General features: G+C 43.2%; 14 protein-coding genes and 1 rRNA gene. 6 read left to right on the top strand and 9 right to left on the bottom strand.

What is annotated here, in order from left to right; genetic code table 11:
- Positions 1–15 precede the first annotated feature (15 nt).
- Both proC and G8D99_RS12580 read left to right on the top strand, forming a co-directional pair.
- Entirely contained in the window at positions 16–846 is an 831-nt protein-coding gene (gene proC, locus G8D99_RS12585) for a pyrroline-5-carboxylate reductase (protein ID WP_166326449.1), read from the top strand.
- Between the two features lie 25 nt (positions 847–871).
- A complete protein-coding gene (locus G8D99_RS12580) occupies positions 872–1420 on the top strand; it encodes a YggT family protein (RefSeq protein WP_166326447.1) in 549 nt (182 codons plus the stop codon).
- Between the two features lie 198 nt (positions 1421–1618).
- Here the strand turns inward: G8D99_RS12580 and polA are convergent, their stop codons facing one another.
- On the bottom strand, positions 1619–4378 hold the full coding sequence (gene polA / locus G8D99_RS12575) for a DNA polymerase I (RefSeq protein WP_166326445.1): 2760 nt from the start codon (positions 4376–4378) through the stop codon (positions 1619–1621).
- Between the two features lie 159 nt (positions 4379–4537).
- Here polA and G8D99_RS12570 point away from each other — a divergent pair, with 159 nt between their 5' ends.
- Positions 4538–7285 (top strand): DUF2339 domain-containing protein, encoded by a 2748-nt coding sequence (locus tag G8D99_RS12570; RefSeq protein ID WP_166326443.1) that lies wholly within the window; start codon positions 4538–4540, stop codon positions 7283–7285.
- Positions 7286–7394: 109 nt separating this feature from the next.
- Here G8D99_RS12570 and G8D99_RS12565 read toward each other — a convergent pair whose 3' ends face one another.
- Together G8D99_RS12565 and G8D99_RS12560 are read right to left on the bottom strand one after the other, a co-directional pair.
- Entirely contained in the window at positions 7395–8312 is a 918-nt protein-coding gene (locus G8D99_RS12565; RefSeq protein ID WP_166326441.1) for a mechanosensitive ion channel family protein, read from the bottom strand.
- A 9-nt stretch (positions 8313–8321) separates the two neighbouring features.
- On the bottom strand, positions 8322–9101 hold the full coding sequence (locus G8D99_RS12560; RefSeq protein ID WP_166326439.1) for a hypothetical protein: 780 nt from the start codon (positions 9099–9101) through the stop codon (positions 8322–8324).
- Between the two features lie 140 nt (positions 9102–9241).
- Between G8D99_RS12560 and gspE the strand changes: the two genes are divergently transcribed.
- Complete coding sequence (gspE, locus tag G8D99_RS12555; RefSeq protein ID WP_166326437.1) at positions 9242–10729, top strand: type II secretion system ATPase GspE; 1488 nt, start codon at positions 9242–9244, stop codon at positions 10727–10729.
- 109 nt (positions 10730–10838) lie between these two features.
- On the opposite strand, the gene G8D99_RS12550 is transcribed toward gspE, so the two are convergent.
- A complete protein-coding gene (locus G8D99_RS12550) occupies positions 10839–11264 on the bottom strand; it encodes a hypothetical protein (protein ID WP_166326435.1) in 426 nt (141 codons plus the stop codon).
- A gap of 171 nt (positions 11265–11435) precedes the next feature.
- Between G8D99_RS12550 and G8D99_RS12545 the strand changes: the two genes are divergently transcribed.
- The gene (locus tag G8D99_RS12545; protein ID WP_171522758.1) at positions 11436–12761 is read left to right on the top strand and encodes an ISNCY family transposase; all 1326 of its coding nucleotides are present in this window, start codon (positions 11436–11438) and stop codon (positions 12759–12761) included.
- A 109-nt stretch (positions 12762–12870) separates the two neighbouring features.
- Here the strand turns inward: G8D99_RS12545 and G8D99_RS12540 are convergent, their stop codons facing one another.
- The 5 genes from G8D99_RS12540 to G8D99_RS12520 form a co-directional block, all read right to left on the bottom strand.
- Positions 12871–13296 (bottom strand): organic hydroperoxide resistance protein, encoded by a 426-nt coding sequence (locus tag G8D99_RS12540; RefSeq protein ID WP_166326433.1) that lies wholly within the window; start codon positions 13294–13296, stop codon positions 12871–12873.
- Between the two features lie 95 nt (positions 13297–13391).
- The gene (locus G8D99_RS12535) at positions 13392–14216 is read right to left on the bottom strand and encodes a carbon-nitrogen hydrolase family protein (RefSeq protein WP_166326431.1); all 825 of its coding nucleotides are present in this window, start codon (positions 14214–14216) and stop codon (positions 13392–13394) included.
- A 49-nt stretch (positions 14217–14265) separates the two neighbouring features.
- Positions 14266–14772, bottom strand: a complete 507-nt coding sequence (gene gigB / locus G8D99_RS12530) for an anti-anti-sigma factor GigB (protein ID WP_166326429.1) — start codon at positions 14770–14772, stop codon at positions 14266–14268.
- A gap of 113 nt (positions 14773–14885) precedes the next feature.
- Positions 14886–15854: an RsbU family protein phosphatase GigA gene (gene gigA, locus G8D99_RS12525; RefSeq protein ID WP_166326427.1), complete on the bottom strand. Its 969-nt coding sequence runs from the start codon at positions 15852–15854 to the stop codon at positions 14886–14888.
- 142 nt (positions 15855–15996) lie between these two features.
- Positions 15997–16929, bottom strand: coding sequence for an MlaA family lipoprotein (locus G8D99_RS12520; protein ID WP_166326425.1), 933 nt, complete (start codon positions 16927–16929; stop codon positions 15997–15999).
- Positions 16930–17514: 585 nt separating this feature from the next.
- On the opposite strand from G8D99_RS12520, the gene G8D99_RS12515 reads away from it, so the two are divergent.
- Positions 17515–19052 (top strand): 16S ribosomal RNA (locus G8D99_RS12515).
- The last annotated feature ends 42 nt before the right edge of the window (positions 19053–19094 follow it).

The following is a 19094-nucleotide window of genomic DNA, read 5'->3' as shown; positions in this document are numbered from 1 at the left end:
AAGGTCGATGAATTCATGAGTACTGCTTTAAATTGTAATATTTGTTTTATTGGTGGTGGCAATATGGCTCAAGCGCTGATTGGTGGCTTGATCAGTCGTGGCTTACCAGCAACACGCATTACAGTCTCTGATCCAGTGGCACAGATCCGTGAGACATTACAAGCCAAAGATGTGCATGTGACTGAGAACAATATCGAAGCGATTGCTGATGCAGATGTGGTGGTGCTTGCGGTTAAGCCTCAAGTGTTGGCATCGGTATTGACCCCTTTAAAAGGCTTGTTGAAGAATAAATTAATTGTGTCGATTGTGGCAGGTGCTGAAATTGCCACCATTTCCAAATTTACTGGAACTGATTTGGTAGTGCGGGTGATGCCAAATACACCGGCATTGGTGCAAACCGGCGCACATGGTTTATTTGCCTATCCTGTGGTGGATGCTGAGAAGCGTGAATTGGCGAGCCAAATTTTGGCGGCGACAGGCTTAACCCTTTGGGTGAATGAAGAAGCGCAAATTGATGTGGTCACTGCGGTGTCGGGTTCAGGTCCGGCATACTTCTTCTATATGATGGAAAGTATGATTCAAGCCGGTAAAAATATGGGCTTGGATGAAAAAACTGCAACCGCTTTAACTTTGCAAACCGCATTGGGTGCGGCGCAAATGGCGATCACCAGTGCCAATTCTCCGGCGGAATTGCGTAAAAATGTGACCTCGCCGAATGGCACCACCCAAGCGGCAATTGAAGTGTTTGATCAAACCCAAATATCTCAAAATATTCAGACCGCACTGGTTGCGGCACAAAAACGTAGTCAAGAATTGGCTCAAGACTTAAGCGCTAGCGCTAAATAAACGATTGAATTAGGAAAGTTGAAGTATGGGTGCAAGTGCTGCGCTATTTTTTGACATTATTATTAATGTTGCGATTTTACTGGTGTTCTTCCGCTTTTTGATGCAATTGGCGGGGGTAAGTCCTTATAACCCAGTCGTGATGTCTACGGTGAAAGCGACAAAGATTGTCGATGTGTTTGGCAGTATTTTGCCGACTGTAGGCAAAGGACGTGTCAACCTTGCGGCATTGGTGCTTGCGGTCCTGCTTTATTTTCTTAAAGTTTTTGGTTTTAAGTATTTAAATGCACAACCGACAGGCTCGACGGTGTATTTCATCGTTTCGACTTTATTGGCGATGTTACAGTCTTTGGTGACCATTCTTAAATATTTATTGTTTGGTTATATCATTAGCAGTTGGATTGTGATGTTTACGCAGTCTCGTTCACCGTATATTGAAGTGTTGCAAGAATTGGCTGAACCGATGTTGGCGCCATTCCGTAAAATTATGCCAAATATGGGCATGATTGATCTATCTCCAATCTTGGCATTTTTTACTTTGTATATTGCGGAAATGATGCTGAAGTCGATTGGCTAAGGCTAAAGATGGATCATAAAAAAGGACTCAATGGAGTCCTTTTTTATTGGAACGAATTTTATAAACGCTCGCTTGTAAAATGGTGTGTCGCACTTTTGAAAAGGAGGGCGTTAAAGTCCCTCTTTTGTAAAGAGGGATTTAGGGAGATTTATGACCTCTCCCTAACCCTCGTCCTAGAAGGAGAGGGAATGAAAGCAATTAATGCGCTTCACCCCAATTTTTACCTTTACCGACTTCAACCAATAAAGGCACTGAAATTTTCACGACATTTTGCATCGCTTCAGCAATTTTCACTGCCAATTCATCCGCAATCGCTTCATCCACTTCAAACACCAATTCATCGTGGACTTGCAGTAAGAGTTTTGCCTGATCTTTCGGTAGGATTTTATCGACCGCAATCATGGCCAGTTTAATGATTTCAGCCGCAGAACCTTGTAGTGGTGCATTGATTGCAGCACGTTCAGCGGCTTTACGCACCATCATGTTTCGAGCGTCGATATCAGGAGTATAGAGGCGACGACCCAAAATCGTTTCGACAAAACCTTGTTCCAATGCGACTTGACGGGTGCGTTGCATATACTCATAAATGCCCGGATAACGATGGAAATATTGTTTGATATAGTTCTGCGACTCTTCACGGGTAAAGCCCAATTGACGAATCAAACCAAACTCCGACATGCCATAGAGCAGACCGAAGTTCACCGCTTTAGCTTGACGACGTTGGTCATGGGTGACATCTTCAAGTGCGACATTCAATACTTCTGCCGCAGTACGGCGATGCACGTCTTGTCCATTGTTAAAGGCATCGACCAAGGCATCATCTTGAGAGAAATGCGCCATTAAACGCAATTCAATTTGTGAATAATCGGCCGCCAACAACACCCGACCTTCAGGTGCGACAAAGGCTTTACGAATTTGACGACCAATCTCTTCACGAATCGGAATGTTCTGTAAGTTTGGATCGGTGGAAGACAAACGACCTGTAGCGGTGAGGGCTTGATGATAACTGGTATGCACACGACCGGATTGTTCATTGGCTTGTTTGAGTAAACCATCGGTATAGGTGCTTTTGAGTTTGGTCAGACCGCGATATTCCAAAATCAATTCCGCAATCGGATGATCGATTTTTTCTAAAATACTTTCACTCGTACTGTATTGACCTGTCGCCGTTTTCTTGCCACCTTTGAGTCCTAATTTATCAAACAACACTTCACCGACCTGTTTCGGTGAGCTGACATTAAAGCTTTCACCAGCGATTTCAATAATCTGTTGTTCAAGATTTTGAATGGTGTCTGCAAACTCACAGCCCAATTGATCTAGAAATTGCAAGTCCAATTCAATGCCATTTTCTTCCATACTGGTTAACACGGTAGCTGTAGGCACTTCAATCTTTTGTAAGAGCTCAAGCAGTGGCGGGGTTTCTTTGAGTTTACGTTCAAGCACTTCATACAAACGATAGGTGACATGCGCATCTTCCGCAGCATAGTGCGCTGCAACCTCTAATTCAATTTGGTTAAAGGTTTTTTGCTTCGCGCCTTTACCGGCAATTTGCTCAAAGGTCGTCGTGAAGTGACTTAAGTAAACACGCGCAACATCATCCATCCCATGACGGGTGGCCACAGCATTGAGTACATAAGAGGCCAACATGGTATCGAAATACCAACCCTGCAAATGAATGCCGTGATTTTCTAAAATATGTGCATCATATTTTAAATGATGACCAATTTTTTGAACCTCAGGATTTTCTAAAATTGGTTTGATCTGTGCAAGCACATCATCACGATTCAGTTGTTCAGGTGCGCCCTCATAATCATGTGCTAATGGAACGTAATAGGCATCTTGTGCATCAAAGGCCACCGAGAAGCCAACCATTTCAGCAATACGATAATCTAAACTGGTGGTTTCAGTGTCAAAAGCAAAGCGTTTCGCCGTGCTAAAACGTTGAAAGAAGCTTGCCCAATCTTCTTGCGTTAATACCGTATGATAGGTGGCTTTGCCCAATTGATCATCTGAACTGGTTGCTGTGGCTTGATCATCAGGCACGATACTTGATGCTGAAGTCTGTTCAATGACTTTGGATGTTTTTTTATAAACAGAACTGTTGGGATTGTTGGGATGATCCAGAGATTGCAGTTGATTACGGAACTCAAGCTCGGTGTACAGGCGACGAAGTTCTTCAACATTCGGGTCTTGAAGTTTCAAATCATCATAGGTCAGATTGAGGTCAAGATCGCAGACAATGCTCGCCAATTGATGATCAAGGGTAATGCCTTCGACATTGTCTTTTAAGCTTTGACCGACTTTGCCTTTGATTTTATCGACATTTTCTAAAATGCCGCCAATCGAGCCATATTCGTTTAATAACTTCGCCGCAGTTTTTGCACCGACACCCGGTACGCCCATAATGCCATCAGAGGCATCGCCCATTAGGGTGAGGTAATCAATAATTTGGTTTGGCCAGACCCCGAACTTTTCAAACACGCCGTTGACATCCATCGGCTTGTCTTTAAAGCTATCTTCTAAAGTCACTTTGTCTGTGACCAATTGTGCCATGTCTTTGTCGCCTGTGGAAATCAGCACTTGGTGACCGGCTTTTTCTGCACGCTTAGCCAATGTACCAATGATGTCATCGGCTTCTGCGCCCGGCAACACATGCAAAGGAATACCCAGTGCACGAATCAAGTTGTGTAAATACGGAATTTGTTGCGACAACTCATCCGGCATACTTGGTCGATCCCCTTTATAAATTGGAGATAGTGCATGACGGAAGGTCGGTTCTGGTGTATCAAAAATCACCGCCATATGTGTCGGTTGCACACGACGCATCAACTTTTGGATGGCAGAAATCGCACCACGAATCGCATTGGTTTGTAAACCTGTTGACGTGGTTAACGGTGGTAGTGCATGAAAAGCACGAAATAAAAAATATGACCCATCAACCAAGACAAATGGTGGCATCGAAACGTTCCTAATCCAAATAACGGGTTTATTGTACGTGATTTTTTGCGCTTACGCAGAAACTTGATGCGACACATGCTTACCGAATATCTGATGAATTAAGCGCATCTGGCAAAACAGCTGTTGTATGATCAAGTTTCAGGGATAAGGCGAATAAATATGCTGAAAATACACAGTGAAATCAGAATGATTTGGTTAATGGTGCTGATCATCAGCGCCGTGGGGGCATGGTTTTTAGATACCCCTATTTTGACCTATCTTTGCATTATCGCATTGGTGGTGAGTGTGATTCAGTATGTGGACGCCATTCAAAAGCCCACACAAGCAGTTGTGGAAAATGCTCAGCTCAAGCTACAACATCCTGTGCAATACACCTCTAAAATTCCGTTGTATATTGCCTCCTTGGTGGCTGTGGTCGGTGGTGTCATGCATTGGTCTTGGTTGGTGGGGCTCGGGGCCACCGCTTGGATTTTCTTCTTTTTGAGATGGTTAAGGCGTTTAGAAAATAATCTCAACGATTTACACCTCAGATTAAGCGCTATTCAGCAACACTCTGTATCTCAACTTATAGCGCATGTCTCATCGTCAGAAGCAGTGTCTCAGCCAAGTGCATTAGATCATTCCTCCACCCCAACAGAACTTGGTTTTATCGATCAAATTAAACATTGGCTGTTTCAAGGCAACCCCGTGCTTAAAGTTGCGATTGTGGTGTTGGTGATTGGAGTGATTTTATTGCTACGCTTTGCCACCGAGCATTGGCAATTGAGTTTGGCATTGAAGCTGTCGATTGTTGCTGTGGTCAGTATAGTGATTACGGCATTAGGATATCTGACGTTTAATAAAAACCGCAGTTTTGCTTTGGCGCTAGAAGGGCTGGGTCTGGCAGGATTATTTTTGACCCTATTCTTTGCCTATTACAATCATGTGATTGCGAGTCTGCTCACAGCAGCCATGCTGTATGGCGTGATTATGCTGATTACGGTGCTGTTAAGTCTTCGTCAGCAAGCGATTGAATTGGCGCTGATGGCCATGATGGTGGCCTATCTTGCACCCTTTACTTTGCCGGTTCGTGAAGCCACCGCAGTTGAGCTCATTGCCTATTATTTAGGGGTGAATGTTGCAGTCGCGATTCTGAGTACACTGCGTCCATGGAAAATACTCAATCAAATTGCTTTTTTAGCCACGGTCATCATCGGTGGAGCTTACGCCTTTGTACATGGGCATGTACAAGATCGACAACAGATGACCCTCTTGGTTTTAGCACATAGTGCGATTTTTATTTGGCTCAGTTTCCGCTTTAGCCAATTGCTTGCCAAAGCAGATGTGGCGCAATTTAAGCTTAAACCCGCTTTAGATATCGGACTGATTTTCGGTGCACCAATTGTGGCGTTTGGCTTTATCTATCTGATGTATTTTGAAGATACGCTTTGGCAAGCCGGCATCAGTTTTTTGTTTGCTATGCTGTATGCAGCCTTATACCAACTTGCCAAAGCCAATCAATCGATCAGTCTGATTTCACAAAGTTATTTAAGCTTAAGTTTGATTTTCTTGGCACTGATTCCACCGATTTTGTTGAAAGAACAATGGAGCGTGATGGGATGGGCGATTGAAGGCGCCGTGATTTATCTGTTTGCTTTGCAACGTACATCCAATATCAGTCGTTATTTGGCGATGGGACTGTTGGTCATGGCAGGGCTGTCTGGGCTGTATTATTGGGTTGACTTGGGGCAGCTTCCGCAACTGATGTTTAGTGTTTTAAGTCTGAGTTATTTGACTGTGGTGGTGGGGTCCAATATCAAGCCAATGTACCAACAGCAGTTGTCGCTGGGGAGTGTCATTTTCTTGAGTCTTCTGAGCTTATCTGCAAGCAGTATGTTGTTACTGCTCGGATTGGATTATTTCTCAGGGGCATTGCAGTATGTGTATAGCCTATTTATTGTCACCCTCATGTATGCGGTATTGAATGAAGCTTTGATGCGTACCCAAGCCACAGGTTCATGGTTAGTGCCAAAATGGTTTGGCATGATTCCATTAATGCTGTTTGCTTTAGGTTTGGTGGTGTATCGGACACAGCAGGGTGCAATTGAGTGGTTCAGTTTGACTGAAAGGTTCGGCTTTGCCCTAAGTGCACTGTTGCTCGCCGTGTTGTGGTTCCGTCCAATGTTGGGCGTACGTGCCGAAAAAGAAGGCGTGGCCTTTGGCACATTGGCGAGTTTAGCCCTCAGTAGCGTGTGTATTGTGCCAAGTATGCCATTTATCAGCGCAGTGATATTGCCTTTGGCCTTTGGTGGATTTAGTTATCTACAAAAACAGAATCTGGATTGGCAACGGTTTTGGCAAGCTCGAAGCAGTTTATTGCTGATGATGCTGTGGATTGTCTGCTCACAACTGTTTTCACAGCAGGCATTTCAGGGGTATTTGATACCGGTGCTGAATCCTTTCGACATGGTGAGTTTAGCAATGTTGGCATGCTTCCTATGGATGCTGAACTTACAGGTGAAAACGGGATTGGATCGCGGTATGGGGGCGATGCTCATGGTGTTGAGCTTACTGTGGCTAAGTAGTTATATCGTGCTGCGTGGCTTACATGTGTATCTGCATACGCCGTATAACGCTGTTGCGATTTGGGACAATGCCACCATTCAATTGAGCTTAACTTTACTGTGGGTCAGTCTGGCCTTTATCACCATGAGTATTGCGACACGTCAACAACTGCGTTCGCTATGGATCTTAGGCGGCAGTATTTTATTGATTGTGACTTTAAAATTGGTGCTGCTCGATTTATCTCATGTTGGGACTTTGACTCGTGTAATTTCATTCTTGGGCGCAGGTTTGGTGATGCTGATCATTGCTTATATTGCACCCATGCCTGAATCCGATAAAAGCATTGCGATGGATGCCTCTTAACTCAAAAGGTGTTTATTGATTGAATTAAATTTTGGGGCATGCTTCCAAACACAAGAAACCCGCTCGGAAATAGCGGGTTTCTTGTGTTTATGGACGACTTTAAATAGCGTTAAGCTTTCGGTTCACGTTTTAAATCTTTTGCATTGGCATACCGATCTAAGTCTTCATCTTCCAAGCCTTGAGTCGGCGGTCGATCGACAAAGCCCATTTTCGGTACAGGAATTTCAATTTGATTGGCAAGGAAACCATTGCGAATCCGTTCTTGCATTTCATCGCGCACTTTAAGAAAGTTATGCCGTTCACACCACACGGCAAAGAGCAATTCAATTGAGGATTCCCGAAAGGCGGTCACCGTTACCGCAGGTTTCGGGTCAGCCAATACCAATGGATAGGTTTGCGCCACGCCCAATAACACTTCACGTACTTTAATAATGTCTTCATGGAAATTAATCGCCAGCGTGATTGGAATCCGCCGTATCGGAAACTTGGAGAGATTGTGCACCGGGGCGCGAATCAGTTGTTCATTCGGGAGTCGCACATAGACATTGTCTTGTGTGAGAAGTTTAACCGAGAGCAGGTCAATCGAAATCACTTCCCCCTCAATCACATGCCCCCGAATCAAGGTCAATTGAATGGTATCGCCAATCTCAAACGAACCTTCACCAATCAAAAACAAACCACTGATTAAGTTGGTGGCTGAGGTTTGCGAGGCAAAACCCAATGCCACGGTTAAAATTCCCGCAGCACCCAAAAATACACTGAGTTTAAAGCCGGCTTCTTTTAAACTTGCCATGACAAAAATCAGGAAAATAAAATAGAAAATCCCGCGTCGCCAAACCAAACGTTGGTGTGCATTAAACTTATTGCCAATGGTGCGAATAAAGGTGTTAGATACCAAACGTGCAATCAAAAAGCCGATAAAACACAAAATAATTGCGACTAAAATTTCAGTCACACGTTCAGTATTGATATTGGTAAAGATACTTTTAAGACTGTCGGTAATGGTCTTGGAAATACTTTCTGCCATAGCGTCCTCTTAAAAGAATGAATCGAACATGTTAAATAAAACCCCAGCCGGCGCACGTGCCTGATTGACATAGGACACTTCACCGGCAAGCGGTGGGGTGCGATTTTCAATCTTGATCCGTGCTGGACGATCCATGCCTTCATGAATGACTTTGATCTGTGAAGTCCACAGTCGCTCGGTACTTTCACTATGAAATAAAGGCAATGCCGGAACGGGGACATTCATTCGGTCAAAACGCAGTTGATGCCCACTGATATTATGAAAATCAATCGGAGTCACGGCACGAAAGGCACGAGGGCGTAGCAGCTGAAGCTCGGTACGACCATCAACTGAGGTGGCATAGCACATATCGCCATTGCGGTGGTCAGGACCAAACCAAGTATCTTTGGGCTGAATCACAGGAATATCGAACAACGGATCTTTTTGACCTTGCACATAACCTGAAATCCAAAGCGGAGTACTGATATACAGCGTGCCACGCTGACCGGCAGGAATATAAATCGGATCGACAGGACGAATCACCACCGAACGATCGGCCAAACGTGGCGTCAGTTGAAAGCTGGCATCGGTTTTTCGAAACATATAGCGTTCCACATGCACAGGTTGCGGAAAGGTAAAATTCACATCCTCAATTTCATGCCAAGCTTGTTCATAGTCGTATTGAACCAATGGCCGATAATATTCCAAACGCCACTCTTGCAAGCCTCGGGTAATTCTCAGTAAAAGCGAGCCAAATTGCCACGCTTTAGCTTGATTCAATTCGAATTTTTGTTCTCCCCACCACTTCATAACGGGAGGGTTGGTCTTTAATTCTTGCTGCTGAAACACCCTTAAGCGTCCTATAACGAAATTCTTTGAAAAAACAGGCTTCACGCTGTCATATGCTTAGAGTACACTCAATTCAATTTAAATCATCATAATAAGTTGTAATGCAAGTCCTCAAACAACTACAAATACCTTACAGTTTTGCCAAAAAACATGGCGTATTGCTCCGTTACGAGGGTGATCAAGCCTTTATTGTGCGCCGTCAAGATACTTCACTCATTGCCATTCAAGAAGCACGTCGTTTTTTAGGACGTACTGCACACCATCAGCTGTTTACCGATCAAGATTTTAATCAGATGCTGACTTCCAGCTATGCAGGCGAGACCGGGGAGTCTCAACAAGTGGCTGCAGGTTTAGAAGACCATCCTGATTTACTCAGTCTAGCCGATCAAGTGCCTGAAACCGAAGATCTGATGGATCAAGAAGATGATGCGCCGATTGTGCGTTTAATCAATGCTTTATTGTCTGAAGCGATTCGGGTCGGTGCGTCTGATATTCATATTGAAGCGTTTGAGAAAAAACTCTCTGTGCGTTTACGGGTCGATGGTCAACTGCGTGAGATTGTACAACCCCGCCGTGAGCTTGCACCACTGTTGGTATCTCGTATTAAAGTCATGGCGAAACTGGATATTGCGGAAAAACGCATTCCACAAGATGGTCGTATATCGCTACGTCTTGCAGGGCGAGAAGTGGATGTGCGTGTTTCGACATTGCCATCTTCCCATGGTGAACGAGTGGTCATGCGTTTGCTCGATAAACAAGCCGGTCGCTTGAACATGACCCATTTGGGCTTAATGGAAAATGATTACACCCGTTTAACTCAATTGGTACATCGACCGCATGGCATTATCTTGGTGACAGGTCCAACAGGGTCGGGGAAGACCACCACGCTGTATGCCGCATTGTCTGACCTCAATGATGGCTCTAAAAATATTCTGACCGCTGAAGATCCCATCGAGTACCAACTTGAAGGGATTGGGCAAACTCAAGTCAATACCAAAGTGGATATGACCTTTGCTCGTGCTTTAAAAGCCATGCTTCGTCAGGACCCTGATGTGGTGATGGTGGGTGAAATTCGTGATTTAGAAACGGCTGAAATTGCAGTTCAAGCCTCACTAACCGGACACTTGGTGTTATCGACGCTACATACCAACACTGCGATTGGTGCAGTGACACGTCTTAAAGACATGGGCATTGAACCATTTTTATTGGCAAGTTCACTGATTGGAGTCATCGCACAGCGATTGGTTCGGACTTTGTGTAAGCATTGCCATACGTGGCATGAAGCAGACAGTTTTGAAAAAGAAATTTTTAAAGAAGTGAATTCGAACTCTGATTTAAAACTTCCCCATCCAAAAGGCTGTGAACATTGTTCGCATACGGGCTTTAGTGGTCGAACTGCGATATATGAAATTGCACCTGTTGATGAACAAATGCGTCGTTTAATTCATGGCAATGCTGCTGAATATGAACTTGAAAATTATGTGCGTCAGCAAGCAGGTTCGATTCGAGCAGATGGATTGCGTAAAGTATTAGAAGGAAAGACCACGCTTGAAGAAGTATTAAGGGTCACGAATGAAGCGGCGAATTGATCTAAAAATTATTAAATAAATCTCAATAAAACAATGATGTGTTGATTTTAAATAAAGCGTGAAACGTTAAGATTCTACAAAAAATCCTAAGCTGCTGTACTTGGGCTGTTTAAATAGCATCATTATATTCTTCAAACGATGAAATTATTTTTAAATCAGGTAATAAATCAGGATGTTCTTCCTTAATCACTTCAATACATTTCTGATTTGCGGTGATAACTACTAAAGGATCCACTGGATAAGTAAAAATCATAGGGAATAAATGTATTAACTGAAAAACAGCTTTTTCTAATCTAATATCACTACAAGGTTTAAAGATTGTTACAGCCTTTACAGCTAAATTATGTTCATAAAAGTCTATATCAAAGTGACATTCATTATGAACTATGTATCCGTCGTGAATTTCTTTGCCATAATCTAGAAAGTAATAGTTCTCTTCTTTTTCAGTATAATAAGGACTAAATATTTCTAAGACTTCTTTTTTTGTAGCAGCACCATCACTACTCATTCCGATAATAAAATATTCTATTCCCATTGTTATTCTCTGATTATTTGGACTATGCAATATTTAACATAAAATTTCTTATGCGAAATGAGATTGTAAGCCCAAAATAGAAATGTCCGGTTTCTCCAAAGTAAAAATGTCCGCTTTTAGAATATGCACTTTTGCAATTTTCTTAGCGGACGGTTTGATATGTTGGTGTCTATGTCGGATAAAGAACTTAAACGATTGTCGGTTTTGCAGGAAATCTGTGATCAACGCATAACTCAATCCCAGGCTGCTCAGCTACTTCATATCTCAGAACGTCAGATCAGACGCTTACTGCACAAATACAAAGCTCAAGGTCCCGCTGCATTAGCCCATGCCGGTCGTGGCCAAATCAGCAATTCCAAAATTCCTGAAGAAATCAGACTCAAGTGTCTCAATATTGTTTCTGACCAACTCCATGGTTTTGGACCCACTTTAGCGCATGAAAAGCTCACCACCGTACATGGATTCGATCTTTCAGTAGAAACCCTGCGTTCTTGGATGATTGCAGCCGATTTATGGATTCCTCGATCCAAGCGCCTGAAACGCCGGTATCAGCCTCGTTACAACCGGGATTGCTTTGGTGAACTGATCCAAATTGATGGCTCACACCATGACTGGTTTGAAGGACGCGCTGCTAAATGCTGTCTGCTGGTGTTTATCGATGATGCCACAGGTAAATTACAGCATTTACGCTTCTGTGAATCAGAATCAACCTTTGACTATATGATTTCGACACGTTTATATATCGAACAGCATGGTAAGCCATTGGCATTTTACAGTGACAAACATTCAGTTTTTAGGGTGAATCAAAGCAGCAAGAAAGACACCAAGATTACCCAGTTTGGACGTGTGCTGAGCACTCTCAATATCGATATCATCTTCGCTAACTCCCCTCAAGCCAAAGGTCGTGTAGAACGCGCCAATAGAACACTTCAAGACCGTTTGATTAAAGAAATGCGCCTGGAAGGTATTAGTTCGATTGAGCAAGCGAATGCCTGGCTGCCGTGCTTTATTAAGCAATTTAATCGTAAATTTGCCAAGATGGCCTTTAATCCCAAGGATCTGCATCGGACTGTCACTGAAACAGCCGAAGAATTAGATGATATTTTTACCTGGCGTGAACCCCGCAGGGTCACTAACAGCCTGACAATTACTTATGATAAATGCGTATATATGTTGGAAAACACAGAAGAAAATCAAAGTTTGATCGGCAAGTATCTTGAGTTCCTGGAATATCCGGATGGTACTGTAGCCATTGAATATCATGGAAGAAAAATCAGTTACAGCCTCTTCGATAAATTAAGTCAGCTCAATCAACGAGAGATCGTTGAGAATAAACGTTTGGGTTCTGTGCTGGCACATATTCAACAACAGCATGAACAACTGGAACAACAAAACAAACGCAATCGTTCTCAAAAGATGCCACGTAGACGAGCACAGAAAACAGCGATTGAACAACGAAATCTGAATCCTGTGCTTGACTTGGAAATTTCCATATAGGACATTTCTATTTGGTTATTAGGTAGGACATTTCTACTTGGGAATAACAGAGATATATTGTTCATAGAAATGCTAATATGTCGATACATATCAGCATGTTAACCTATCGTTAAACAATCACATTCAACGTCACATCAATATTATTGCGTGTCGCATTTGAGTAAGGGCAGACAATATGCGCAGCATCCACGAGCTTTTGTGCTTCACTTTGCTCTAAACCTTCCAAATGAATATTAAGTGTTGCCGCAATTCCAAACCCTGTAGGAATCGGACCAATGCTCACTTCACCCTCAATATAAGCATCTTTTGGAATACTGATTTTATCGCGATTGGCAACGAACTTCATTGCACCCAAGAAACATGCCGAGTAACCCGCAGCGAACAATTGTTCAGGGTTGGTTCCGCCTCCCGGTCCACCCATTTCTTTAGGCACAGCCAATTGCACATCTAAAATTCCGTCTGATGATGTTGCACGACCATCACGACCACCCGTGGCTTTGGCTTTTGCGGTATAAGCAATTTTTTCTAAAGACATGAACTTATCCTAATTCATTATAATGAATTAAGATCGTGGCTGATTTTGCAGATAAAATAAGCAGTGATTTTGTAATTTTTACAAAGCGTAAATGCTTAAAACTGAATTAATTTTCGATGTTGCATTAATGGCATTGATTCACGGATTTTCGCCTGTTCTTCTAAATCAAAAGGCACCGTAATCAATTGAGCACCCTCAGCATGAACAAGATCTAGCACCTGACCACGACTATTGGTGGCTCCAGCATGTCCCCAAGTTTGACGTTTTTCACCATGCCAACCTTGCTGCGCTGCACCTAAGATCTGACATTGACTGTCCATCGCACGCGCTTGCAATAACAATTGCCAATGCATTTGACCGGTCAAATAAGTAAAAGCAGCAGGGGCAGTCAGTATATTTGCACCTAAATTACGTAGCGATAATGCCAACTCAGGAAAACGCAAATCATAACAGACCATCAGCCCGATATTGCCAAATGGGGTTTTCGCCACAGCCAAATCTGTACCCGGCTCAAAATTCTTTGACTCCTGATAACCTCCAACGCCATCGGCCACCTGTACATCAAACAAATGGATTTTGTCATAACGCGCTTCAGTTCTTTCAGGGCTAATACACAAACTCGTAGTACGCACACGACCATCAGGCACGATTGTGCCATCTGGACGATAGGGGCAGGGTAATGTGCCTGCCACAATCCAGATTTGATATTGATGTGCAAGATTTTCTAAACGTTGTTTGAGTTCATCAAAACGAGCTGCGGTTTCACGCTGTTTTCCCGCAGCAAAGCAAACAAAGTTTTCAGGGAACACGATGCAAGACGCGCCATTGGCTTTACTTTGCTGAATCAATGACTCAATCACATTGAAGTTTGCTTCAATGTCATTTTGTGAATTCATTTGAGCTACAGAAAGTAAAGTCATGACGCTATCCCGACCGATATAGAATTTATTATTATGAAGATACGCAGAATTAGACGCTGTGGTCGATGGTATCTTGTTGTTTCTCTAATTGCTTAACCAAAGGCTCGAACATGTTTTGGTTGTTCTCATTCAACTTCATGAGTGTGCGATGCGCATCAAGCACCGTCGAGAGCATCACATTATGGTTAATGTGCTCATCAAGTAACTCATTGGTGCAGACGTTCGGGTCACCACAATAATTGAGGATCACAAAAACCTGCCCCAAGCCCATACTATTGGCTAGAGTGGTGATATCTGGATTTGTAGATAACATAACCGCTTGGATTTGATGCGTCTGCTTCAGCTTTAAGCCAAGTTTCGCCAAAATACCTAAGACTGTACTATCGATAAATGTGGTTTGGGTTAAATCAACAATCGCGCCAGTGACGTTTTTTTGTTGTTCAATCCGAGACAAAAGTTTGTCAAGACTTATACAAGATTGGGCTCGCACTTCACCAATAATTTTGAAGATATGCGTTCCATTCAAGCTTGCATATTCAACATGACCTGTTGACATATAAATGCCATTTGCAGTGAAGGATTGGAAAATTATCACATAGCCCAACCCTATACTCAAGAGGTGGGAGGGCAGAGTTTAAGTGGAAAAAACGTATAATGCTGATTATAAAGTTAATTCATTCTGCGAAAACTGAGGATCGCAATATCGTCTGCAACATGCTCAGGCGCTTCAAAAGATTGATTTTGTAAGTGATAGACCAATTGACCAAATTGCTCATTCAAGCCGCCATCAAAAGGTTCAAGTGCACCATCTGAACAAATAATAAAGCGTGCATGTTTGTTCAATACACACTCAAATTCTTCAATCTCTAAGTCTTCGGTTAGCCCCAAAGGAAAGCTACTGGTGTTTAAAACCCGAGGGGGTTGATTCGGTTCAAATATGATTGCAGGTGGATAATGTCCTGCACTGGACCATTTTAATTGATGACTTTCTAAATTCAAAATACCGGCAATCATGGTGATGTGCTTTTCAATATTTTCTTGCACCAACATGCCGTTGAGCTTTTTCAACAACTCACGTGGCGTTTTAGAACGACCATGGAAAGCTGCCATCCAAGAGGTAAGCAGTGAACTGGTGACGCCATGTCCTGACACATCGGCCAAATAGAACATGATTTCTTTGTCACTGATTTTCCAATAATCGTACCAATCCCCTGAAAGATAAGCAGAGGGTTGGAATAAAGTTTCAACTTTATAATTTTGCAGTTCAATCGGATTGGGCAGGAGTTTCTTTTGTAATTCAGCAGCCGAAGGTAGATCACGACTGTCTTGATTACGCTTATATTGCGCATCAATTTTTAAAATCGATTGTTCAAGTTGTGCAGGCAGTCTGGTCCAAATCCAACCTGCTAAAGCACCGAGTTCCCACGCTTGCGACAGTTCTGTGCCTTGGGTTTCATCCCCAATCACAATCGTGGGCAAAGACCATTGATAATGGAGAAAGTCATTTACATCCGCAATTGCGATAATGGTTGGATCATATAAGTGCAGGTCTTCTATATTAATCATTTGCAGACTCGGTAAAGTATTTAGAACGTGTTCTAAATTGGGAATGTTGCGAGTGGGCTGAATGAAATACATAGAGTTGAGCGATGATCCTAAATAAATAATGCTTCAACTATCTTAGTCGATGTGAATGGCTTATCCAAGCATTGAGGAAAATTCAATGAGAATTTTCCTCAATCAGCTGTGAATGAATATTTTTCAAAATGAATGAGATAAATCATTCAGTCGGTGCTGATACATCTTCATTGACATCATCGATAAACAAATTAGAGTCGGTTTCTAAGCCTTTCTTCTGCGCAATGTCAAAATTTTTCTTTTGTAGATAAGCATCACGAAGTGCAGCGTATTTATCACCTTGCAAGACTTGTTCAACATCTAATAATTCTGAACGCACATCAATACCACGCCACAACTGTTCACCATAATAAAGACGGTCATGATGATCTAAAATATATTTCTGTGGACGACCAAAATTATCTGCGACACGACCTATACCATCACGGAACGTACTTGGACCCATAATCGGTAACATCACATATGGGCCCGATGGCACACCGTAATAGCCCAGAGTGGTTCCGAAATCTTCATCTTCAGTTTCCAAACCTAAGCGTGTCGCAGGGTCAGCCAAACCTAAAGTGGTGACTGTGTTAATGGTAAAACGACCTAAAGTTTTGGCTGCTCTTAAAAAACGACCTTGCGCGATTTGATTGACCGCATTCCAAGGTTCACCCAAATTTTTACGGAAGCCATGATAGGTGCCTCTCACTTCTGCAGGCACCTTTTCTTTATATTGCACAGCTATCGGTCGTGCAAAATTACGATCAAGCATGTCATTGAATTTATAAATTTCACGGTTTAAAGGCTGAAGCGGATCTTTAACCTCATCAGCTTGAGCAGCATTGGCATTCACTTTAAGCTGATCAGCCTTAATGGTTTTCAATTCTTTCAGTGCTTCTAGGCGAGGATACTTCACATTGGAGGTTTCAGTTGAATCTGCAATTTCGTCTGAATCATTTGGCTCAGATGTCGCCTGAACTTCGTGATCAACTTGTATGTCTTTATTAACAGTAGTAGAAGATTGTGCACCGAACGCAGTAGAACTCATGCCTACTGAAAGAAGCGTTGCCCAAATAATATGACTTTGATGCATAACAGACCTAGAGAAAGAATATAAGGAATGAAAAAGCACATTTTTTATAAAATTAAAGTGCCGATCAGATGTTTTAAAAGTGATTCATGAAAGATCATAATCTACAATTGATCGAAAAATAATACTTTTTTGGTCAATAAGTGTAAGAAAATAACTGATTTGTAGAAGAAGTGATCGCTTAATCACATTTTTTATAAATAATTAAAAAAAGGGGTTGTGTCAGTTCTGAAATCCTGTAGAATGCACATCCATCGGCGGTGATGAAGATTAAAACTTCTGATAAAACAGTAACTTAGCTAAGATTGGTTGAGTTAGGTTTTGGAAAGAAAGTTTAAAAATAATTTGAATTACTGGTTGACTCTTTAGAGATTTAGAGTAATATAGCCGACCTAGCTTGATGCTGACGAAGCATTAAGAAGATCATTAAGAGATTATGAAGAACAACTTGTGTGGATTTTTACTGATTGATTGATCGAAATTATTTTCATTGATTGATGGTAGAAATTACTCGAAGTTTATTTGAGAAATATTTGTCAGAAAATTGATGAGCCAAGATTGGCGCCCTTTAAGGCGCTAAGCAATATTAAACTGAAGAGTTTGATCATGGCTCAGATTGAACGCTGGCGGCAGGCTTAACACATGCAAGTCGAGCGGATGAAAGTAGCTTGCTACTGGATTCAGCGGCGGACGGGTGAGTAATGCTTAGGAATCTGCCCATTAATGGGGGACAACAGTTGGAAACGACTGCTAATACCGCATACGCCCTACGGGGGAAAGCAGGGATCTTCGGACCTTGCGTTAATGGATGAGCCTAAGTCGGATTAGCTAGTTGGTGGGGTAAAGGCCTACCAAGGCGACGATCTGTAGCGGGTCTGAGAGGATGATCCGCCACACTGGGACTGAGACACGGCCCAGACTCCTACGGGAGGCAGCAGTGGGGAATATTGGACAATGGGGGCAACCCTGATCCAGCCATGCCGCGTGTGTGAAGAAGGCCTTTTGGTTGTAAAGCACTTTAAGCGAGGAGGAGGCTACTTAGATTAATACTCTAGGATAGTGGACGTTACTCGCAGAATAAGCACCGGCTAACTCTGTGCCAGCAGCCGCGGTAATACAGAGGGTGCGAGCGTTAATCGGATTTACTGGGCGTAAAGCGTGCGTAGGTGGCCAATTAAGTCAAATGTGAAATCCCCGAGCTTAACTTGGGAATTGCATTCGATACTGGTTGGCTAGAGTATGGGAGAGGATGGTAGAATTCCAGGTGTAGCGGTGAAATGCGTAGAGATCTGGAGGAATACCGATGGCGAAGGCAGCCATCTGGCCTAATACTGACACTGAGGTACGAAAGCATGGGGAGCAAACAGGATTAGATACCCTGGTAGTCCATGCCGTAAACGATGTCTACTAGCCGTTGGGGTCTTTGAGACTTTAGTGGCGCAGCTAACGCGATAAGTAGACCGCCTGGGGAGTACGGTCGCAAGACTAAAACTCAAATGAATTGACGGGGGCCCGCACAAGCGGTGGAGCATGTGGTTTAATTCGATGCAACGCGAAGAACCTTACCTGGTCTTGACATACAGAGAACTTTCCAGAGATGGATTGGTGCCTTCGGGAACTCTGATACAGGTGCTGCATGGCTGTCGTCAGCTCGTGTCGTGAGATGTTGGGTTAAGTCCCGCAACGAGCGCAACCCTTTTCCTTATTTGCCAGCGGGTTAAGCCGGGAACTTTAAGGATACTGCCAGTGACAAACTGGAGGAAGGCGGGGACGACGTCAAGTCATCATGGCCCTTACGACCAGGGCTACACACGTGCTACAATGGTCGGTACAAAGGGTTGCTACCTAGCGATAGGATGCTAATCTCAAAAAGCCGATCGTAGTCCGGATTGGAGTCTGCAACTCGACTCCATGAAGTCGGAATCGCTAGTAATCGCGGATCAGAATGCCGCGGTGAATACGTTCCCGGGCCTTGTACACACCGCCCGTCACACCATGGGAGTTTGTTGCACACAGAAGTAGGTAGTCTAACCGCAAGGAGGACGCTTACCACGGTGTGGCCGATGACTGGGGTGAAGTCGTAACAAGGTAGCCGTAGGGGAACCTGCGGCTGGATCACCTCCTTAACGAAAGATTGACGATCGGTAAGAATCCACAACAAGTTGTTC

The sequence above is a fragment of the Acinetobacter lanii genome, assembly GCF_011578285.1.
GTDB lineage: Bacteria > Pseudomonadota > Gammaproteobacteria > Pseudomonadales > Moraxellaceae > Acinetobacter > Acinetobacter lanii.
Note: the sequence above shows the minus strand (reverse complement) of the source record. Positions and strands in the feature narration are given on the sequence as shown.